Origin of the sequence: Vibrio sp. K4 (assembly GCF_051122595.1) — a bacterium.
Taxonomy (GTDB): domain Bacteria; phylum Pseudomonadota; class Gammaproteobacteria; order Enterobacterales; family Vibrionaceae; genus Vibrio; species Vibrio owensii.
This window is the reverse complement of the sequence record NZ_CP178577.1, coordinates 964,410-984,889: the sequence shown is the minus strand read 5'-3', so window position 1 is coordinate 984,889 and position 20,480 is coordinate 964,410. Positions and strand designations below refer to the sequence as shown.

General features: G+C 46.1%; 18 protein-coding genes. 6 read left to right on the top strand and 12 right to left on the bottom strand.

Annotated features, from left to right (window positions below):
• The first annotated feature begins 1 nt into the window (after position 1).
• Positions 2-955, top strand: coding sequence for a hypothetical protein (locus tag ACLIIY_RS04570; RefSeq protein ID WP_434528193.1), 954 nt, complete (start codon positions 2-4; stop codon positions 953-955).
• A gap of 79 nt (positions 956-1,034) precedes the next feature.
• On the opposite strand, the gene ACLIIY_RS04565 is transcribed toward ACLIIY_RS04570, so the two are convergent.
• From ACLIIY_RS04565 to ACLIIY_RS04530, 8 genes are all read right to left on the bottom strand, one after another.
• On the bottom strand, positions 1,035-2,357 hold the full coding sequence (locus ACLIIY_RS04565; RefSeq protein ID WP_434528192.1) for a CoA-disulfide reductase: 1,323 nt from the start codon (positions 2,355-2,357) through the stop codon (positions 1,035-1,037).
• Positions 2,358-2,433: 76 nt separating this feature from the next.
• Positions 2,434-3,840 carry a cation:dicarboxylate symporter family transporter gene (locus ACLIIY_RS04560; protein ID WP_009706940.1) on the bottom strand — a complete coding sequence of 469 codons (1,407 nt, stop codon included), beginning with the start codon at positions 3,838-3,840 and terminating at the stop codon, positions 2,434-2,436.
• Between the two features lie 40 nt (positions 3,841-3,880).
• The gene (locus tag ACLIIY_RS04555) at positions 3,881-4,264 is read right to left on the bottom strand and encodes a RidA family protein (RefSeq protein ID WP_434528191.1); all 384 of its coding nucleotides are present in this window, start codon (positions 4,262-4,264) and stop codon (positions 3,881-3,883) included.
• A gap of 24 nt (positions 4,265-4,288) precedes the next feature.
• A complete protein-coding gene (locus ACLIIY_RS04550; protein ID WP_005434997.1) occupies positions 4,289-4,957 on the bottom strand; it encodes a helix-turn-helix transcriptional regulator in 669 nt (222 codons plus the stop codon).
• A 552-nt stretch (positions 4,958-5,509) separates the two neighbouring features.
• Complete coding sequence (locus ACLIIY_RS04545; RefSeq protein ID WP_039842287.1) at positions 5,510-7,606, bottom strand: methyl-accepting chemotaxis protein; 2,097 nt, start codon at positions 7,604-7,606, stop codon at positions 5,510-5,512.
• Positions 7,607-7,996: 390 nt separating this feature from the next.
• Positions 7,997-8,419, bottom strand: a complete 423-nt coding sequence (locus ACLIIY_RS04540) for a GtrA family protein (protein WP_434528190.1) — start codon at positions 8,417-8,419, stop codon at positions 7,997-7,999.
• A 4-nt stretch (positions 8,420-8,423) separates the two neighbouring features.
• Entirely contained in the window at positions 8,424-9,830 is a 1,407-nt protein-coding gene (locus ACLIIY_RS04535; RefSeq protein ID WP_045412049.1) for an ArnT family glycosyltransferase, read from the bottom strand.
• A gap of 2 nt (positions 9,831-9,832) precedes the next feature.
• Positions 9,833-10,873 (bottom strand): glycosyltransferase family 2 protein, encoded by a 1,041-nt coding sequence (locus ACLIIY_RS04530; protein WP_434528189.1) that lies wholly within the window; start codon positions 10,871-10,873, stop codon positions 9,833-9,835.
• Positions 10,874-11,025: 152 nt separating this feature from the next.
• Between ACLIIY_RS04530 and ACLIIY_RS04525 the strand changes: the two genes are divergently transcribed.
• The gene (locus tag ACLIIY_RS04525) at positions 11,026-11,703 is read left to right on the top strand and encodes a response regulator transcription factor (RefSeq protein ID WP_005389368.1); all 678 of its coding nucleotides are present in this window, start codon (positions 11,026-11,028) and stop codon (positions 11,701-11,703) included.
• Positions 11,700-12,998 (top strand): sensor histidine kinase, encoded by a 1,299-nt coding sequence (locus ACLIIY_RS04520; protein WP_434528188.1) that lies wholly within the window; start codon positions 11,700-11,702, stop codon positions 12,996-12,998. Before ACLIIY_RS04525 ends, ACLIIY_RS04520 begins: the two co-directional genes overlap by 4 nt.
• A 95-nt stretch (positions 12,999-13,093) precedes the next feature.
• Here ACLIIY_RS04520 and ACLIIY_RS04515 read toward each other — a convergent pair whose 3' ends face one another.
• Entirely contained in the window at positions 13,094-14,332 is a 1,239-nt protein-coding gene (locus ACLIIY_RS04515) for a leucine-rich repeat-containing protein kinase family protein (RefSeq protein WP_434528187.1), read from the bottom strand.
• Positions 14,333-14,554: 222 nt separating this feature from the next.
• Between ACLIIY_RS04515 and ACLIIY_RS04510 the strand changes: the two genes are divergently transcribed.
• From ACLIIY_RS04510 to ACLIIY_RS04500, 3 genes are all read left to right on the top strand, one after another.
• Positions 14,555-15,451 carry a 1-aminocyclopropane-1-carboxylate deaminase/D-cysteine desulfhydrase gene (locus ACLIIY_RS04510; protein ID WP_434528186.1) on the top strand — a complete coding sequence of 299 codons (897 nt, stop codon included), beginning with the start codon at positions 14,555-14,557 and terminating at the stop codon, positions 15,449-15,451.
• A 365-nt stretch (positions 15,452-15,816) separates the two neighbouring features.
• Positions 15,817-17,169 carry a LysM peptidoglycan-binding domain-containing protein gene (locus ACLIIY_RS04505; RefSeq protein WP_434528185.1) on the top strand — a complete coding sequence of 451 codons (1,353 nt, stop codon included), beginning with the start codon at positions 15,817-15,819 and terminating at the stop codon, positions 17,167-17,169.
• A gap of 93 nt (positions 17,170-17,262) precedes the next feature.
• On the top strand, positions 17,263-18,714 hold the full coding sequence (locus ACLIIY_RS04500) for a hypothetical protein (protein ID WP_434528184.1): 1,452 nt from the start codon (positions 17,263-17,265) through the stop codon (positions 18,712-18,714).
• A gap of 81 nt (positions 18,715-18,795) precedes the next feature.
• Here the strand turns inward: ACLIIY_RS04500 and ACLIIY_RS04495 are convergent, their stop codons facing one another.
• From ACLIIY_RS04495 to ACLIIY_RS04485, 3 genes are all read right to left on the bottom strand, one after another.
• Complete coding sequence (locus tag ACLIIY_RS04495) at positions 18,796-19,290, bottom strand: GNAT family N-acetyltransferase (protein WP_199481049.1); 495 nt, start codon at positions 19,288-19,290, stop codon at positions 18,796-18,798.
• Positions 19,291-19,372: 82 nt separating this feature from the next.
• Positions 19,373-19,849, bottom strand: coding sequence for a GNAT family N-acetyltransferase (locus ACLIIY_RS04490; RefSeq protein ID WP_434528534.1), 477 nt, complete (start codon positions 19,847-19,849; stop codon positions 19,373-19,375).
• 51 nt (positions 19,850-19,900) lie between these two features.
• Positions 19,901-20,443 carry a hydrolase gene (locus ACLIIY_RS04485; RefSeq protein ID WP_005435018.1) on the bottom strand — a complete coding sequence of 181 codons (543 nt, stop codon included), beginning with the start codon at positions 20,441-20,443 and terminating at the stop codon, positions 19,901-19,903.
• Between the last annotated feature and the right edge of the window lie 37 nt (positions 20,444-20,480).

Below are 20,480 nucleotides of genomic sequence, written 5' to 3'. Positions count from 1 at the left end.
CTTGGCTTATTTACCTTTTTACATCACGCCAGAAGAATTTTCGTCCTACCAAGAAGAACAAGAACAACAAATTCTAAAGGGGATGAATCTAACAATCTGGCACAAGCACGATATTGAAGAGCCTTTTCGATACTTATACCTATCGATTGCTATAGCCGCTGTCAGTCCATTATTTTTCCTTACCTATTTCCTACATGACAACAGCGACATGATCTTAACTTACATTTTATCGGGTCTGACGATAATCATGTCTGGTGTATCTTATCTGACATTTGGGTTGGACAATCGTTATGATTACACCTTGTCCGATCGCGGGTTAGTTATAAAAAAACGACGTAATTTACCGAATTGGGTAAACTCTGCAACTCAAGTCATGGGCTGGATTGGAGCAATAGTTTGTGTCGTGATGGTTGGAGTTGCTGGACCTATGGTTCTTGTCGGAGCTGGTGGCTTTATATTGGTTTCTTTTGGTATGTTAAAACGCAAGCCCGATGAACCAACAGAAGTGAGAGTTGCAGAGCGTGAAGATTGGTTGTTTGCCGACTATAACAAAAAGCGCAAAGTGATCCAGTTCTACTTTAAGCAGGATAAGTGTGAATATATCGATATGGAACACAACACCATTGTCCGTTCACATAGTAGATCTGATTGCTACGTATTTTTCAAAACAGAAACGGACTTAGAATCGATGGTAAATCAGTTAGCTACTGAATATAAGCTGGATTGTACAGAGGTAGATGACCACAAAAAGCTGTTTGAATCGAAGCCAGAAGCTAGACTGTTTAACATTCCTGTTTGTAATAGAGAATATAAAACCGATGAGGTACTTGATTTAAGGGCGTCAAATGCCCCGCTTCCTGAGCGTGAATACCTTTACAACGGTAAGTGGCAAACTGAATCAGAAATCGAACGCTTAAAAGCGGAAGGTGCACAGCAAGCCACTCCCGCTTCATAGTTCAAACAAGCATTAAAAAAGGGCTCCAGAGATAACTCTGGAGCCCTTTTGTTTTGTTTGAATTACGTGGATAGCTAAATTATTTCGCTACGTTACCTGCAACGTTTAGTGCATCCCATGTACGTGCGAATGGTGGTGCGTAGCAGAAGTCCATGTAACCTAGCTGCTGTGTTGTCATCTTCGCAGTGATGGCAACAGCGAGTGCGTTGATTCGCCCTACTGCGCCCTTCTTACCCACGATTTCACCACCAAGCAGTACATTGGTTTCTGGGTGGTAAACCAACTTCACTTTAATGTCTTCTTGACCTGGGTAGTAGTCGGTTTGGTTCTTATCTGAAATGGTTGAAACCTTCACTTCCAAACCGTGTTCTTTAGCTAGAAGTTCCGATACGCCTGTGCATGCCAGTTCGTAATCCAGAACTTTCAAACAAGACGAGCCCAAGAAACCACTCATGTAAGTGTCTTTGCCTGCAAGTTTGTCAGCCATCATACGCGCTTGCTTGTTAGCTGTGGTTGCCAGTGGAACATACACTGATTTGCCTAGCGCCATATGGTGAACCACTGCACAGTCGCCAGCAGCGTAAATGTGTGCATCTTCTGTTGCGCCAAACTCATCGACTAGCAATGCGCCGTTCGCTGCTTTTGGTAACTCGAATGCTTCTGTGTTTGGTTTGAAGCCAAGTGACATGATCACAACGTCTGCTTCTACATTGCCATTGTTGGTTTCTACGATGTAACCGCCCTGCTCTGCGTCGCGAATGGCTGATACGCTGCAACCGGTTTTTAGCTCAGCACCAGATTCGCGAATCGCGCCTTCTACCACTTCAATCATTTCAGGGCTGAACTGACGACTCATCACGTGTTGTTCACGCTCAATGATGGTGACGTGCTTACCTAGTAGGTGTGCAGCATCGAACACTTCAAGGCCGATAAAACCACCGCCAATAACACAAACGCGTTGTTTGTTGCTGTCCTTAAGCGCTTCTTTTACTGCCAAACCATCTTCCATGCTGGTTAGCGTGTATACGTGCTCTGGGTTGAACTCGCCAAACGATGGCACGATTGGACGCGCGCCCGTGGCAATCACCAACATATCGTAATCGATGGTGCTTTCTTCACCTTGGTGACGAACTTTAATCTGCTTTTCTGTGCGGTCTAGTGCCACCATTTCAGTTTCAATGCGCACGTCTAAACCAGATTTAATCGCTTGTTCTGGCGTACGAGAAATCATGCGCTCAGTGTCATCAAACATGCCACCAGCAAAATAAGGTAAACCACACGCACCAAACGAGATGTAATCGCGCTTATCCAGCACAATCACTTCATCTGATGGCTGATTACGTTTGTATTTCGCTGCGAAACTCATACCTGCAGCGCTACCGCCTACGACAACAACTTTCATATTTATTACCTAAATAACCTGAACTCAGGAAAAACGGAGAGCACCCGCGTTGGGTGCTCTTTATTAAGTTTAGAAATTACACTGCTGCTTCTTTTGACACTGTTGCAGCCACATCTGCGTTGTATTGCTCAGTGTTTAGTGAGCCATTCTTCTTCGCGGTTAGCACGCCTGACAACATTGAGCCAGAGATGTTAAGCGCGGTACGAGCCATATCGATAAGCGCTTCGATAGAAACCAGAATCGCCACAACCGTAATGTCTAGACCCATAATGGTTAGTACCGCTACTGCTGCGAACGTTGCACCGCCACCAACACCTGCGATACCGAATGAAGCAATCGCGATTACAGCAATCAGTTGTAGGATGAAGCCTAGGTCAACTGGCATGCCCATTACTTGAGCCGCCATGATAGCTAGCATTGCAGGGTAGATACCGGCACAACCGTTCTGACCGATACTGGTACCGAATGTTGCTGACATGTTTGCTGTTTCTTCGTCCACACCTAGACGTTGAGTTTGAGTTTCAACGTTTAGTGGGATTGCCGCCATGCTTGAGCGAGAACCAAAGCCAAATACGAGCACTGGCCAGATTTTCTTCATGAACTTCGCAGGAGACAGACCGAACATAGACACCATCACGAAGTGGATAGCGAACATTACACCGATTGCCACGTAGCTTGCTAGTAGGAAGCGACCCATTTCTGCTAGTGCGAACAAATCGTTTGTCATCATGAACGTGGTCATCAGAGCGAATACACCGTAAGGCGTCAGCTTCAGAATCTCACGTACCATTGAAAGTACGACTTCTTTTGCAGAGTTGATGAAATCAACGAAGTTTTGCACTTTCTCAGGCTTACGGTTTTTCACTTGCAGGATACAGTAACCAAGGAACATACCGAACAATACCGTTGATAGCGTCGACGTACGTTGAGAGCCCGTTAGCATGTCAAAGATGTTGGTTGGGATGATAGACAGCGCCATACCTGACAGGCCGCTGCTTGCCATCGCATCTTGTGTTGCAATCAGAGAGTCACCACGCGCTTCGATAGCGCTGTTAGTGCCGATAGTGCTGACTAGCGCGTTAGCATCGATACCGAATAGGTAAATACTTGCGATGCCCACTGCCGCAGAGATAGCACAAGTGAAAAGTAGAATACCGATGATTTTTGGTGCGATGCGCGATAGTGCACCACCGCCTTCTACGTTCATGATCGAAGAGATCATCGCCACAAATACTAGCGGGATTACGATCATTTGTAGAAGCTTGATATAGCCTTTACCGAACACAGAAATCAGCTCAGCAAAACCTGCCGTTGCAACGTTGCCTACACCGAATACGAGCTGAATCGCACCGCCGAATAACAGGCCGGCAGCAAGCGCACTCAGTACGCGGAAGTTAAAGCTTTTCTTTTGTTTTTTGAAGTTCGCAAGTAATGCGTAGAACCCAAAGAACAGGATGCTCAATCCAATAAATGAAACGCTCATGAGAATCTCCTATTGATACCCATTTATGTCCGAAAATCGGTTACTTTTTGTATGCAATGGCTTCAACTTCAACCAATGCGTCTTTTGGTAGTCTTGCTGCTTCAACGCAAGAACGAGCTGGTGCGTTTTCTGTACCAAATACCTCTGTGTACACTTCGTTAAATGCAGCGAAGTTTTCCATATCTGATAGGAAGCATGTCGTCTTCAATACAGTGTCTAGTCCCGCACCGCTTGCTTCTAGAACCGCTTTTAAGTTTTCTAGAGACTGAAGAGCTTGCTCTTTGATGCCGCCTTCAACAAACTGCATGGTTTCTGGAACCAGTGGTAGTTGGCCTGATGTGTAAACCATGTCGCCGTAAGACGTACCTTGAGAGTAAGGACCGATAGCGGCAGGTGCTTGTTCAGTGGCAATGATCTGTTTCACGATATAACTCCTAAGTTATTAGTTTTATTCTGATTTAAATTCACGGATAAACTTGTAAACCGCCTGACGGCTGATCCCAAGTTGCTCTGATACTTGTGTGGTCGTCTCTTTTAGCTCAAACACGCCGTTATCAAATAAACAACGAATGATGGCTTTGTTACGACCTTTTGCGGAAACCGTCTCGTCTTGATCCACCTCTTGCATGGCAGCGCTCAGTGCCTGCTTAATCACGTCGTTCGCGTTATTGCTGAAGGTTTCACTCACCAAGGTTTGCGATACGTGACACTGTGGCATCAGCGTCTTGACGATTTCTGGGAATGGGAAAGATAAGTTCATGTTGATGCACAGCATGCCAATCGGCTTTTGCTCTGGGCCAGCCAAAATGCACGTAGTCGATTTCAGTAGCGAGCCATCGGCAGCATTGGTGAAATAGCTCTTCGGAGAGACCTCGCCCGTTTTCTCGAATGTGCTCCACATACGTAAGCCCAAATCGGTGATTGGCGAGCCAATTTCACGCCCGGTATGATGGCCATTCACGATCTTCACGACTGAATTTTCTAGGCTTTCAAATGAATGAATAACCACTTCACAGTATGGTCCGATCAAATCGGCAATCGTGTCTGCTAAACGAAAGTAGTTGCTTAAACATTCTCTGTCTTCGTCGGTGAATCGAACTTGCTTTACACTCATCATTTCGGTTTACATTTTTGAACTCAATGACTGCAAACTACTCCTTTCGGGTGAGTTCAGCAATACAGAGTAAACTTCTGTAAACCTAAAAAATGCGCTCAAAACACCAACAAATTACCGAGAACTGATCGAAATCACGCACAATAGTTGAACAAGATCACCAAAAACATATGAGTCAGGTTTAATTTCTTAAACCACATCAAAGTTTAAATATTTAAAATCAAAGATTGCGTTTTTGAACACTTTAATGATCTAGAACAAGTTCCAAAACCCAGTAAAAACCGCGTACGGTAATAATCAATTTGAAGCGCAACTTGATTTATAAAATCGACATCAATTACAGCTCTCTCAAAAAGGCATTAGATGAATAAAACATCACCATGCACACATCACTTAATTCCGTTCCATGCCTATAAGACGAAGTCATTTTCAAAAAGACGCAACGAAAGAAGAAAAAGTTGAATTGAATAGTTTGGGTTAGTGTTATTGGCACGAACAAAAAAGCCGAGCGCATAATGCACTCGGCTTGTAAGGGAGACTCAATAAAAGAGACGATTAAGACAGCTTAAACTTACTCAGTTCGCCGTGAAGATCGCTCGCTTTTACCGTCAACTCGTTACTGATTTCTACTGAAGAGGTCATCGTATCCATCACCTCTACCGCCGTATCGTTGATGATCACAACGTTACGGTTAATCTCTTCCGATACTGAGCTTTGCTCTTCTGCTGCCGAAGCAATTTGGTTGTTCATGTCATTGATGACTTCAATCGCTTGGTTGATTTCAGACAGAGCCAAATGCGCTGCTTGAGTCTCGCCCTTAGTATCAATGGCTTGTTTTTGGCTTTGCTCCATCAGCACTACAATAGATTGCGTCTCTTGCTCTAGTCGAGCGAGCATAGCGCGGATTTCTTCTGTCGAACCTTGAGTACGATTGGCCAGATTACGAACTTCATCGGCAACGACTGCAAAGCCTCGGCCTGCCTCACCTGCGCGAGCCGCTTCAATTGCAGCGTTCAGAGCCAATAGATTGGTTTGTTCTGCAATACCACCGATCTCGCTCAGAATGCCTTGAATCGCCGTGCTGGAGTCGACCAAGTTCTGTGTTTGTTGCTGCGCATCGTTCACTTGCATTGCCAAGCTATCTACCGCATTTGCGGCGTTATCCATGCGTGTCATGCCGTTCAAGCTGTTGCTTTGTACTTGGCTTGCCGCCGCTGCCGCTTGAACTGCTGAGTTCGCGACCTCTTGCGCAGTAGCACTCATTTCATTGATGGCGGTTGCTAGCGAGTTCACCTCATTTACTTGAGCATTCAATTGGTCACGAGAAGCTGCGGCACGCGTCTGGCCTTCTGTGGCGTTCTTATCGACTTGGTCTGCCGTTGCCATCACAGTCAGCAGCATCTCTTGCATACGCGATAGGAAAGTATTGAACCAATGCGCCAGTTGCGCGGTTTCATCTTTGCCTTTCACTTCAATGCGGTAAGTCAGATCACCCTCACCTTGTGCAGCGTCTTTAAAACGTTCAACCAAGTTGTTCAGAACTTTACCAAGCGAGCTTGCAATAAATGCCATTGCAGCAATGCCTAGAAGAGCAGCGATGATCCCCGCCCAGATACCTTTTTCAAGCGCTTCTGAATTCTGGTCATCACTCCATTGTTGGTAGTCGTCGACGCTTTTTGTAAGGTGGTTGCTGGGAACCGACACCATGACTACCCATGGAGCATCGCTCGTATCGATAGCTGTGATCGCGTATTCATCACCACCAAAGGTCACCAAACCTGCGCCATCACGTTTCGCAATAGACTGGATGTTTGACCATTCTGCAGCAAGCTCAGACGATACTTTCTTACCGACCATATCGGCAGCACGGCTGTTCGCGAGTGTAATACCTTTCCAAGACGTGATAAGGATTTTGCCTTCGCCATCAAACAGGTTATGCGCAAAGCGTTCACTCTGGCTTTGCAGCTCATGCAGCGACAAATCGAAGCCCAAAGAACCGATGATTTTGCCATCCTGCTTAATTGGTTGGCTGATGGTCGTGATCAGCTCTTGTTTACCTCTTACTGGATAGAAGTAAGGCTCCATGACAAACGTCTTGCCCGTTTCGTAAGGCATAAGGTGCCAATCATCTTTGCGCTCACCATTGCTGTTGAGTTCTGTATTGCTGAAGCTTTCCATGGCGACCGCATCAAAGCTGTCGTGCTCGTTCGGCGAGAAAAACGGCGCAAGATAACCTTGGCTGTTAAACCCATCTTCTGCGTTGAACGTCACTTGCTGTGGCCATGTTTTATCTTGCCAAACCATGTAACCAGCAAATACGGCTTTATTCTGAGCCTCTAGCGCGGCAGTAAACTGTTTAACAATAAGGTCTGCGCTTGCGTTACGCTCTGCGCTTAACTCAATAATAGAGCGCGCTTGCTTTAGGTTTGCCAAAACAGGATCAAGCTGGTTAGCGATATTCAAACCTTGCTGAATCGCGGTATTTTGCAGATCTGTGTTGGTCGCATCGGTCAATTGCGCTTTCACTTTTTCGTTAATTTGCTTGTTCACATCCGTGAAAGCGTTGGTGGTCATGCCCATTGCAATCAACAAAGTGAAAGCCATTGCTCCACCCGCACTCACTGCAATTCGCGTACGTATACTGTTAAACATATTAGCCTCTATGACTGATGATAAATTGGCGTTAGCTTTTGAAATTTCGTGGATTTTAAACAACAGAAGTGAATAGAAGACGCCAAAATATGAACAGAAAGAGAACAGAAAGATCTGCATTATTAACAGAGTTACGACGGAGGGCGGTTTTATATTTTCTAAGTATGAGCTGCACAATAAATAAAGTGCATCAGAAGAAAGCCTAAGCTCTTGTATTTATAGAACTTAACCCTTAATAATAAAATGGTTTTTATATGAAAATAGAGAGATATCAGAGCGCATGGATAGAAAGAGACAGATTACTCAATACGTGATATGGATCACACTTAAATTTCATCCATCTCCCTGTTTTAAATGGAATTATCGTCATTCTCGACAACCCCAACCTACTTACCCTTGACGAAACACCCATTTTGCACTGAGTAAATAGTTACTCACCATGCCTGCCAATATGCCTAAGATCAAAGCCAAATAGACCATCAGCCCTTGCGTTCCAAGCGCGAGCGCTACGCCTTTGAACACAATAAAATTCGGCAAAGCACTGATACAAGCACTCGCCATAAATTTTTGCCATTGAGCGAAAGGGTTGGTTTTTTCTGCTTGAGAGAAAGTCAGCCAGCGATTGCCAAGCCACGTCGTGGTTGCTGCAAACAAAAATGCTATCCCACGAGCCAACATCAGCTCCAGACCAAACCAATGGAACAACACAGAAAAGATAAGGATGTCGACCATAAAGCCGACACCACCTACTAGAGCAAACCTTGTTAACGAAGCAAACCTTTCCAGCGAAGCAAATTTTGGTAATTTGCGCATTCCGTTATCCAACCACACAGGTGTAGAGTGAGCGTTTCGATTTTGCTGTGAACTCGTTGGTACAACTCAACGCATTTTCATGAATCATGCTATCCACTTGCTGCGATTTACCAATCAGGTGGAATTTCTTCAGATTGTTTAAGTCATTCTTATCTTCAAGCTTTTTCGCCTGACCATGACTATAGAACTGGCCTGAAAACGGGCGCTTACCAATGTAGAAGACCGGAGCATTGTCATTAATTTGCGCGAAGATGATGCGGTCGCTGCGGCTATCTGCTTTGCCCATATTCAAAACCAACATCGCAATCATAAGCAGGGCTGGCAACACCGCTGCCGTTCCGGTCAGCCATTTGAAATCGTGTTTATCCACCAGCATTGCAATCAAGATACCCAATGCAGGCACACCCGGTAGCACGTAAGCAGGCAAAATATTCCCAGCCATGGTGAACAAGATCATTGGGGAAATCAGCCAACACATCAGGAAGCTAAATAAACCTTGATGATCGGTTTCAATGGCTTTGAGCACCTTACGACGTTTCCATGCCAAGATAGGCAATACAATTGACCAAGGCGCAGCCGATTGCAGCCAGAATACCCAGATCATCCCACGTGGTTGATCATGAGCAGAGCCATACAGGTCCCCTTCCCAACCGCTGACAACAAAACGCTTAAAGTGCTCGCCAACAATGAAGTAATCAATAAATCCAGGCGTCGCCATTTCAGCCATGATGTACCACGGTAGAGCAATCGCCAGCATGAGCGCCAACCCCGATACAATTGGAAAACGCTGCCACAGGGCTTTGAAGGCACCAAAGAAACCATGCTGAATCACGAGCCAAGGAAACACTGCGATACCCATGATCACGATCGCTACCGGACCTTTTGCTAACAGCCCGCAAGCCAAACCAAAGAAACCAAGGTAACCCCACAAACGGCTGTGTTTATCTTTACCGAGCCAGCAATAGTAAAAACCAACCATCGCCATCGTCATTGCCAACGTTAGCGCCATGTCGGTCATCACCGCACCCGCCGCAATTGAAAAGATGCCACACGTCGCCAGTACCAACGCTGCGATGACTGCATTAAAGCCAGCGCGATGCGCCATGAAAGCAACAAAAACAATCGTCGCAACACCCGCTAACCAATGAGGCGCGCGCACTGCAAATTCATTTAATCCAAACAGCTCAATGCCGTAAGCACTCATCCACGTGAACAGGGGTGGCTTCCCCCAAAAAGGCACGCCGTAATCAAACTGTGGGGTAAGCCAATTGCCGGTTTCCACCATTAAGCGCGCCATTTCGCCGTAGCGGGCTTCTGTGGTGTCCATCAAAGGGTAAGCGGCAAGTGAAATAAGACGGAGTAAAAGAGCAAACGCCAACAACAACCACAAATGGGTTTTATTAATACTCATGATTACGCGGTTTCTCCCAGTTTAAACTTCATGGTTTGGATGGATTGATGTTTTGCAGGCTGCTCGTAAACAGACTGAACAAGATAAAGAGGACGTTGCTTGGTCTCGACAAAAATGCGGCCAATGTATTCACCCAAAAGGCCAATCGACAGCAGTTGCACACCGCCCAACGCAAGTTGGACGACCATCATGGATGGGTAGCCAGTGACAGGCTCACCAAACACAACGGTTTTCATCACAATGAATGCGCCATAGATAAAGGCACTGAACGCCACTAACGCACCGGCAAGTGTCGCTAAGCGCAAAGGACGAATGGAAAACGAGGTAATGCCGTCCATTGCAAGGCCAATCAGCTTGAGGTAGTTCCATTTAGTTTCACCACAGAAACGAGCGTCACGCTCAAACTGAACCGTCACTTGCTTGAAGCCCGGCCAAGAGAAGATGCCTTTCATGTATCGGTTACGCTCTGGCAACGCATTGATGTGTTTGACCACTTTTGCGCTCAGTAAACGGAAATCGCCCACGTTCTCAGGCACATCCAATTTCGCCATGCTGTTAAGCACTTTGTAAAAGCAAGCGGCCGAGAAGCGTTTGAACCAAGTTTCGCCGTGGCGTTCACTGCGCTGCATGTTCACCACGTCATACCCTTCACGCCATTTTGATACCATTTGCGGGATCAACTCAGGCGGGTCTTGCAAGTCGGCATCAATCACGATCACCGCTTCACCTTGGCAGTGTTCCAGCCCCGCACTCATGGCGGACTCTTTGCCGAAGTTACGGCTTAGTGCAATACAACGAACGTCGCTAAAAGATTGAGAAAAGTTTTGCGCGATCATTAGGCTGTCGTCTTTGCTGCCGTCGTCCACATAAACGATTTCGCAACGTTCTGGCATTTCATCCAAAACGGCGGCTAAACGACGATGAAATTCAGGCAAGACTTCTTGCTCGTCAAAGAATGGCACCACAACAGACAAAACTGTTTTAGGCTCAGTGTGTTGGCTCACCTTTGAAAAGGTTGCAGCGTGAATGTTGAAGGTTGACATGCTACTCTTCCACTAAATCCGATGAATGAATCCAGTCTACAAACATCAATGTGAAAGAGATGTTGTTGACATCTTTTTCACGTTCTTAGTGAATAATGTTCGGTTAAGACGAAGCCTTATTTTCGAAAACCCGCCCACTTGGAGAGAAATACATGAAACGCGTACTTTTAGTCGAAGATAATCGAGAAATCGCAGGCATGCTGTTCGATTATTTTGAGTGTGCAGGTATGGAACTCGATTATGCAGACAACGGCGAGCTCGGCCTGAAACTGGCGATGGAAAACACCTTCGACATCATCTTGCTCGACCTCATGCTGCCACGCATGGATGGCCTGACCATGTGTAATAAACTTCGCGACGCGGGCAACAACACACCAGTGCTTATGCTGACTGCACTTGATAGCCGTGACGATATGCTCAAAGGCTTCCAACACGGTGCGGATGACTATCTGACCAAACCTTTCGACTTGGATATTCTAGAAGCGCGCATGATGGCACTGATCCGCCGTTACCGTGGCACTGTCGCGTCGAGCAAGTTGGAATATGGCGAAGTGTCTATCGACCAAAAAACGCGTAAAGCTTACCGCCAAGATAAACTGCTGGCGCTAAACCCCACCACTTACACCATTCTGGAAATGCTTGTGAAAAGCGCGCCAGACGTAGTGACACGTGAAGAAATCGCCTTCCAACTTTGGCAAGAGAACGAGCCGAACAACGACGTCCTACGCAGCCACATTTACCAACTGCGTAACCAACTTGATAAGCCATTTGAACAACATGTGCTTATCACCGTACCGAAAGTTGGCTTCCGCTTGGAGACAGGTGCATGATCAATCGCTTACTTGCTAGCACGCAAAGCACACAAAGTATGACAGGGCGACTCGCTCTGTTTTTCTCTTTCGTGTCGGTCGTGATTGGCATTTTCTGCTTTTTGTTGATTACTGGCTCCCTGCTTTGGTCTGAAGACCGCGTGGGCGAGCGTCGTATTATGGTCGATAAAAAAGAAGCGATTGAACATTTCCAGTCCCACCCAGAGCAAGGCAGTATTCAGCTTGATCTGCTCACCACCGCTTACAACGACATTTCACTGGTTGCCGAGCGCTACCAAAAATACCTGATTGGTCAAAAGCACTTTCTTGATGAAGTAGAAGACGGTGAATACTCGCGCATGGTTTACATGAGCACCTACACCTATAAAGGCGTTGAGCATCCTGTGATTCTGGTTTCCTTGATTGATGAAATAGAGATCACCTCAGAGGAATTCATTCTCGTCGTTGCTATGGTGCTGTCCATTGTCGCCGTGCTGGTGTTCCTGTTTGGTAGTCTGCTGCTGCGCTTATCACAGCGCCTGATTGAACCCGTCAATGCGCTTAAAACCCAACTCGATCATCATCAAGGCGATGCCACACAGACTTTTAGTGTGCCAGAGGGTTCAGCCAAAGAGTTCCAAACTCTTGCGGATGAGTTGAATGAGTACCGCCACAAAATCAACCAAGTCATCAAGCGTGAGCAAGCCTTTGCACGATACGCGAGTCATGAACTGCGCACACCATTAACCGTGATGAAAGGCTCAAGCAGCTTACTGGCGAGAAGTGCGAACACAGATTTCCAAACCCGCCAAGTGAACCGAATTCAGGATGCAACGCAGCAGATGTCGACCATGGTGGATGCCCTACTCGGCTTAGTGCGTTACGAGCGTAATGCAGATGATTCACCAGTGCGCAGCATCACCGAAGAAGAACTCAACCAAATCATCTTCCAAAGCCAAGCTCAGGCGGACGAGAAAGCACTCAGCTTTGATGTACAGATAGACGGCAACCCAAGAACGCGCGCGACCAATGCCGTGCTAACCATTATTCTTGGCAACCTGATTCGCAACGGCATCGCCGCGACACCATCGGGATCAATTCATATCAATATGGATAAGAACACCATCTCGGTGCGTGATGAAGGCGAAGGCTTTTCGACCATTCCGCACTCTGATGGGCACGGATTAGGTTTAATGATTGTGGACGATTTGTGCCAACGCTATGGCTGGCAATTTAAGATTGGTACACATCCAGAAGGTGGTTGTGAGGCGGTGATTGATCTTACGTCAGAGCATCAAGAGGCTTGCTCAGAGTAAATTCCCCAGCACTTAACTCAATTGAGAGGTATCTACTTTGCTCAGTCTCAAACGAGCAATTCGATACCTCTTTCTAATTTCGATTGTATGAAATCTTATGCTGCAAGTGCTGCTAGTCGATCGAATGCTTGCGATGCCGATTCCGACGCTTCACACACAGAAAACATATCTTCGATAAAGTACTTCAGCGCTCTCGATTCAATGGTTCGGATTGCAGCTTGCTGCTCGTCCGATAAGTAACCGTAAATGCTTGCCGCGCCAAAGTCGCCGAAGATCATCTCACCTTGCTCATTCACCAAAGTATTGTGCGCATACAAATCGCCATGGCACACCTTGTTGTCGTGCAGGTGATTAAACACGTCCACCATCTGCTCCACAATAGAATTCACTTGCTCGACCGTCAGCGTAAACCCTTGTGGGAATGTATCTCGGGTGCAAGTTTCCAGCGTCGGCGGTAAACCCAAGTTGTAGTAGCTGTCTGGGATAAGCTCCATCACCAAAGCAAGCTCATTACCATCATCCACTTGCGCGATGGATTTCACCAAGTTGTTGTGATGCCCGGCTTGCAAACATGCTTCCAGTTCATCATGTGGGTAGCCGTCACTGGTCACTTCGCCCTTGAACACTTTCACTGCCACTTCGTTCGGGAAGTCGTATTCAGCGTCAATCCAGTTAGCATGAGAAATCACGCCACTCGCACCTTGGCCAAGAACATGGTTAAGTGAGTAACTGTTTGTCGTCACTTTCGGCACGCTGTCTAACGAAGATGGGTGTTTGCAGAATGGGTTACCTGCGAAAGCAAACCATGCCAATTTAGGCATCTTCATCAACACATCCGGGAAGTGCTCTAACTGGTTCGCAGAGAGACGAATCAACTCCAAATTGACCAAATTTTCCATGCTGTTTGGCAGTTGCTTGATGCGATTGCCCGCCAATGCAAGCTTTCTTAGGCGCGGTCTTTCACCCAGACTGTTTGGCAGAACTTCAATCTCGTTGTCGGTCAGAATCAACCAACGTAACTGAGTTGGTAGTGAGGCTTCACTCACCACTTTAATCTTGTTGGTTTTAAACCCAACCATCTCAAGGTTTGGCAATTTACCCAAGACCTCTGGCAAATGGGTGAACTGGTTGTTGGAAGCAAAGATGATTTTTAGCTTGGTCAGCTGTTCCAACTCTGGTGGTAAATCTGACAGTGCGTTACCAGACAAATCTAACACTTCAAGCGTTTCTGCAAGCTCTAAAATTTCCATAGGAAACTCAGTTAGCCCTTCCGCCAACTTCAGTTGTTTCGTTCCTACTAATTGTCCTGTTTTTAATTGTTCTAGAGTTTGCAAAACCAAGCCTTCTGATTGAGTTGAAATAAGCGGCGTAGTGTACGTGGCTTGAGACAGAAAGGCGAGTCATGGATGGAATCGCCTGAAACCAAAGCGGCCAAAACATCAGGAATAACCGAAATGGTTGTACTGAAACCCAGACTTTTTATCTGGGTTTAATGGCGTTACACTACGCGCCCTTTTTAACGGCAAGGTCGCGTGGTTGGACACGTCAGCAGTAGCATGAAACTCTCTGAAAGCCCGATAACTCAACACAACTTCAACGGTCATACGTTTTTCCTTAAGCGTGATGACATGCTGCATTCTCACTTTTCTGGGAACAAAGCACGTAAGTTTATGGCATTGATGGAAACGCAGAACCGCGACATCAAAACCCTCATCAGTTACGGCTCTGCTCAATCCAACGCGATGTACTCACTTGCCGCTCTGGCGCAAATCAAAGGCTGGAACTTCGAGTTCTACGTTCAACATATTCCGTCTTGGCTTAAAGACTCCCCTATCGGCAACTATCGTGGTGCGCTTGATTTGGGTATGAGTATCACGGCGATGCAGGACATTGAATCCGATTTGCATCCAACCGAATACATCGAACAGGTTCGTGGCTTGGACGACACGACCTTGGTGGTTCCAGAAGGCGGTAAAGCGAAGATTGCCGAAGCTGGAGTAAAGCAATTAGCGCGCGAGCTTCTTGATTGGACTCGCCTTGAAGGCAAAAAACAGTTTGTTGTGGCCTTGCCATCAGGAACCGGAACCACTGCGCTTTACTTAAGTAAACATTTGAAGCCACACGGAATCAAGGTTGTTACCTGTGCTTGTGTCGGTGATGCTCAATACCTTACTGAACAATTCAACACGCTAGAAACAGACAACCACCCAACCATTTTGTCGGTACGCGATAAGCACCATTTCGGTCGTTTATACCAAAGCGATTACGAGACGTGGAATGCGCTTTACGATCAAACCAACCTAGAATTCGACCTACTGTATGACCCTTACATGTGGCAATGCTTACAACCATGGTTGGCAGAAAATGAAGATAAGACGTTGATTTACATCCATCAAGGTGGATTGCTTGGCAATGAATCCATGTTGCCGAGATACCAAAGAGAGTTTGAGTAAGCGTATTGGTTCTTCCAATAGGCCAAAGCGCTAGTTAATGGTTACTCGTTATTAGCTATCAGTTATTTGCTATCAGTTCTTAACTGCTGGTAATTAAGCTTTTGTCATTAATAACCAGTAATTAACGCTTCACGCTTTCCTAAAATAAACCATCAATATATCTACCCACCCTTCGCATTAATATTATTTATTGCATCATCCTCTCATTTTAATAAACATTATTATCACTAAATACCTTACCCTGCGTGACTTTCGTTCTGACTATAGATTTAGTAACTAAGCAAAAAGAATTGGTTGTTTTGTCTATAGTGCGTTCTTTTATTTGCCGCTAAGCTATCACCAATTAAATCCAAGAGGCGATATTAATGAAGCGTCCAACATCAACACGTGTGAGGGGAGCTGGCTACTCGCCACTTATCGAATCCACGTCAACTACGTCAAACAAACATTCAACTGCTAGCCGTCATTCGAACACAAGTCACCAATCCAGTTCACAGAATAGTGCGCCAGCAAGCTACAGCTCGTCAGTCCACGACTATCAATCTCAGGCTGAGGCTGAATTCGAATGTCGAATTAAAATCCATGCGCCAAAAGACGATTTGAATACACTTCGACCGGGTGTTTTTTCTTTGGCGAAAACGGCAAAAGAACCGCTTATTAAACGCTGGGGAAAATTAGAGAAAACCCAACCGTCGCCCTGTACTGTATTATCAGCAGCATGTTTCGAAGCCGAAGACAAAACCCTTTTACACGAACTTTTTCAAGACGTCGGCTTACAACAAAAATACACTGTCACGCCAAAACCGAGCGGCAGTGAATATACCAATGCTGAATTCATTCCTTTTATTCCCGCCGTCGAGACCAAAGGTCTACTGGGTTGGGCAGCGCAAGGCTTTTACTATTATTTCCATGATGGAAAGTTAATGCATGAAATGGCCATTCTTGGTAACGACAAGTTTTCTTGGCAAATGACTACTTCCAACGCCCATGGCATTACAGAAATACTGGCTAGCTCCAAAACATTCAACACCATACTGGTACCGGTCGCAATCGAAGACAAGAAAGCCGCACCCCAGCATATTTTCTACCGCCAAGAGAAGCTCACCAACGACGAGCTTGCCGAGATTAACCCAACTTGGTTGGAGCAAAATGCCACGCTCATTGATATCGCTGCGCTTAAAGCGATTGTGAAACAGTCTTTATTACCAAGAGAAAATACAGCGACACAATCGAACAACGAAACAAGCAAAGCGAAGACCCATAAAGTCAGTACCAACGACGATGGAACGCCGGAACTATGGACGGATATTGCACCTCAATATGGGTTATCTGCCAAAGCATTGCTCAAGCTTAATCCAAGCTATGAAAGCGATCCTATCGCACTCAAAGTTGGTGATGTGTTGAATGTCACTGCGGCTCAACAACCACAAAAAGCGACCAATGCTGAGCAAACTTGCCCTCAAGAGACTTTTGCTGTTGGCCAAGCCTACCCACTTGGAGACGTTTGGGGAAAGTACACGAAACGCGATGTGTGGGGAGAATATTCGGACTTAACGCAGCCCTCTTCAGTGATCAATATATTTAATCACGCAGGATTGTCGCAAAACACGCCAGTATTGAATGTGCAAAAAATTGAAAGCCGCGTATTGCGAGTAGCCGTTTCTTTCGTCGAAGACGACATACAGTTGACGCACATAACCAGCCTGTCTTCAGTCTAGTTTGTAAGACTTGCTGATCGACAAGGCAAATCAAGATGCCACTTGAGGGAGAGTCTCCCTCATCACTCATATTCAAAATAAGTGAACACACGCATGTACGGTGAAACGAACACTTCGGCGGCTACCTCAAGCCAAGCGAAAAAAAGAAAGAACGATGCCTCCAACACTGCGCAAGGAGGTTCTGCAACTAAGCGCTCGCGCGAGGATCAGACAAAAGAAAACGCCGACAAGTGGGAAGCGTTTCAACGAGATTGGCAAAACCACGTAGAAGAGAACAATCTCACTATCGCAGACCAAGCCGCTGAGGCACTAATACGCTTTAACTACCGCTACGTCGTTAACGACAACACAGGTGCGCTCAAGTATGAACCTGTCAGCGTCGATCAGGTTTTGAATAACTATCGCGAACTGGAGCGTGTTTACTACCGCCGACAAATCCACGACCCAAGTCCGGTGCAAACTCGACAACAAGGCCAACAATCAACGTCACCAAGCGCTTCTCATTTTGAAGTAAGAATAGAGCCTCAACCCACCACGGGCACTGCTTTAATCGTTCCCTCCGTCGGTATGCCGAAAGAGTTTAAGATCAAAGAAAAACTGGAAGAGCTGTATTGGTACACAGAAGGCAACGACAGACCTGTGTACTTGTTCGTGCACCAAAGCGAGCTGAACTTATATCACGACCAAATGGGGACACTACTTCAAGCCGCTGGCGTTGGTTTGGTTGGATGGGCGTTCGAATCTGGCACCGTTGGTTTTGGTGCAACAAGAAAAGCCGTCGTCGATTTTTGCAAACTCAAACAACTCAAAAAAGTCACCATGATGGACTGCAATGTGTTGATGTCTGAAATGGATCTTATCTCCGCGGCGGAAGAAGCCACATCGGAAGTAAAAGATGACACCACCTTGTATATCTCGCTTGGTGTAACAAGTGGAGACACCTACGAAAAAGGCTCAAAAGCGCCGAAAGGGTTACTCAACGAGGGCGCAGTAAAGGGCCGACCAATTGAGCAGTTCACCATGCTCAACCGCAATGTGTTGTTTGATCCTGCGTTTATCTCTTCATCCGAAGACATTGATGTGTCTAACGATATGAAGTTCTTCAACAGCATCAATCAACAGAAGTCGATTGCTCTAAAAGACTTAAAACTGCACCAAAAACTTAAGGATGAATTGGCGAGTCAGTACCCAAGAATCAACAAACTCCGTTTAAGCCCAACATCTCAGGTTTACAACGAGCGGTTCACTGCGCATCTGACTCAAATTGCTCAGAAAGAGCAGAACATAGTGATTGAAGTCAAAACCGGAACCGAATCAAACGCGCAAAAGCACAAAGTGACGGTGAAAGCGCTCAGTGAATTTATTGCCGAAAAGCTTGGGAAAGATGCCCTTCGCATTCAATCTCTGATCATTGAAAAGATGCTGGTGAAGTACAAAGACATGAGCATGAACTCGGGTTATCAATATGAAGCGGAAGGGCTGGAAGAAACACAAGCCGCGCTGTCCTCTAGCAAGCAATCATCGAATAAGAACAGGGATGCCTAAGTCAGCACAAGAGGCCGATTTCCCTTGGTAAACTGTTTGAAAAAATCAGGTTACCAAGGGAGGAGATTTTAAAGTTCGAGGTTAAGCATTCAATTCCAACTGCCAATACCCGACAGATTTCTTCTCGCCGAACTTGAGCCCGATATTAGGAAACTCCCCTACCTTCTTGAAGCCCAATCTCTCATGAAGTCGGATGCTCGATTCGTTAGGCAACGTAATCACGCCAATCACGTTCTTAATCTGTTTCTCTCTCAGGTTGTCGAGCAAGTGTGAATACAAAGTGCTACCAATGCCTTTGCTGGTGATGCCCTGCTTCACGTAGATAGAAGGTTCTACGGTAAAGCGATACGCAGAGCGCGGCTTCCATCGATTGGCATAAGCGTATCCCAATACTTGGCCGTCGACCTCGGCTACCAACCAAGGTAATCCTAAACTCAGCACTTCTTCTATTCGTTGCTGCATCACCTCGACGGAAATAGGTTCTTCCTCAAAAGAAATCGACGTGGATTCCACATAGTAATTATATATTTCAACAATTTGAGCTGAATCCGTGTCTTTAACTTCTCTAATTTCCATTCGTCATCCTTAATCCCTAACACATACCCAAAGTGAGCTAGGAGCGAAACTCCAATGCCCTTTCGCCAGCTTTAAACCTTTTCTACAGTCGCTTTTCCATAAGTAAAAGATCCCAAACCTCGTTATCAAAACAACGGGGTCCTGATTCATGAGAAGTCACTTTGAAACCAAGCGATTCATAGCAATTCTTCGCGACAGTATTACGCTCAAACACCGCCAACGACAAGACTTGAGCACGGTGCTGAGTTTGAGACAGTTCGATGAGCTGCGTGAGCATGACCTTTGAAATCCCTTGCCCTCGAAACGCGTTGGCGATGAACACGCGACAAATACGAAAGTGTGAATCTGAGACTTTGAACAGCTCAACATACCCCGCTTTCTTTCCGTCGCAAATAAGGATAAACGGGAAGACCTCAGGTTTGGCGCAATGAACAGAGATTTGTTCATCATCCAAAGGGAAATGAAAGTTTGGGCCTCCCCACTGGTAGTTCAATTTGTCTGAATCAATCCAGCGGATGAGTACCTCGTAATCTTCCTTTTCAAATGCTCTCAGTTCCATCTTTGTCTCTGCCATGTTTCACCGTAACAATTGTCTACGGCTGCGATTGTGCTATTTAATGAGCCCTAAGATCTCTTTAAACTCTGGTGCTCGGCAATCTTCTACCATTTCATACAAACACATTTCGACGCCTGTTAGACCAACGCCATTCGCGGTCAGTTTTGCAAGCGCCAACGCTTTGTTCGCTGGCGTTCTGGAAGAGACACAATCAGTCACCAACTCTACTCGGTAACCCATTTGACGCAGCGACACCGCGGTTTGATACACACAAATGTGCGCTTCAATACCACAAACTAACCAAGTGTCGACTTTGGCGTTTTCTACCGCGAGTTTGAATGTCGGTTCTTTGCAACCATCAAAGGTGTACTTAGCGATGGGTAAGTGATCTTTCGCGAGCACTTCACGAATCGGCTCAACCGTTGGTCCTAAGCGATCTGGGTTTTGCTCCAACCACACTATCGGCAAGTTAAGCGCTTTTGCGCCTTTGACTAACTTGGTGGTGCTTTCAATCAGGGCTTCGCTTTCGTGCATGAGCGTTGCCAGCTTACCTTGCACATCGACAACAATCAGTCCGGTGGTGTTTTTCGATAACATTCTCATCTCCTATGAGCGGCTGAACATCACTCTGCTC

Bases quoted from the DNA above. Each gene is read 5' to 3' on its own strand.
- ACLIIY_RS04565 (WP_434528192.1), bottom strand. From the start codon at position 2,357: ATGAAAGTTGTTGTCGTAGGCGGTAGCGCTGCAGGTATGAGTTTCGCA.
- ACLIIY_RS04560 (WP_009706940.1), bottom strand. From the start codon at position 3,840: ATGAGCGTTTCATTTATTGGATTGAGCATCCTGTTCTTTGGGTTCTAC.
- ACLIIY_RS04550 (WP_005434997.1), bottom strand. From the start codon at position 4,957: ATGATGAGTGTAAAGCAAGTTCGATTCACCGACGAAGACAGAGAATGT.
- ACLIIY_RS04545 (WP_039842287.1), bottom strand. From the start codon at position 7,606: ATGTTTAACAGTATACGTACGCGAATTGCAGTGAGTGCGGGTGGAGCA.
- ACLIIY_RS04540 (WP_434528190.1), bottom strand. From the start codon at position 8,419: ATGCGCAAATTACCAAAATTTGCTTCGCTGGAAAGGTTTGCTTCGTTA.
- ACLIIY_RS04535 (WP_045412049.1), bottom strand. From the start codon at position 9,830: ATGAGTATTAATAAAACCCATTTGTGGTTGTTGTTGGCGTTTGCTCTT.
- ACLIIY_RS04530 (WP_434528189.1), bottom strand. From the start codon at position 10,873: ATGTCAACCTTCAACATTCACGCTGCAACCTTTTCAAAGGTGAGCCAA.
- ACLIIY_RS04525 (WP_005389368.1), top strand. From the start codon at position 11,026: ATGAAACGCGTACTTTTAGTCGAAGATAATCGAGAAATCGCAGGCATG.
- ACLIIY_RS04520 (WP_434528188.1), top strand. From the start codon at position 11,700: ATGATCAATCGCTTACTTGCTAGCACGCAAAGCACACAAAGTATGACA.
- ACLIIY_RS04510 (WP_434528186.1), top strand. From the start codon at position 14,555: ATGAAACTCTCTGAAAGCCCGATAACTCAACACAACTTCAACGGTCAT.
- ACLIIY_RS04505 (WP_434528185.1), top strand. From the start codon at position 15,817: ATGAAGCGTCCAACATCAACACGTGTGAGGGGAGCTGGCTACTCGCCA.
- ACLIIY_RS04500 (WP_434528184.1), top strand. From the start codon at position 17,263: ATGTACGGTGAAACGAACACTTCGGCGGCTACCTCAAGCCAAGCGAAA.
- ACLIIY_RS04495 (WP_199481049.1), bottom strand. From the start codon at position 19,290: ATGGAAATTAGAGAAGTTAAAGACACGGATTCAGCTCAAATTGTTGAA.
- ACLIIY_RS04490 (WP_434528534.1), bottom strand. From the start codon at position 19,849: ATGGAACTGAGAGCATTTGAAAAGGAAGATTACGAGGTACTCATCCGC.
- ACLIIY_RS04485 (WP_005435018.1), bottom strand. From the start codon at position 20,443: ATGTTATCGAAAAACACCACCGGACTGATTGTTGTCGATGTGCAAGGT.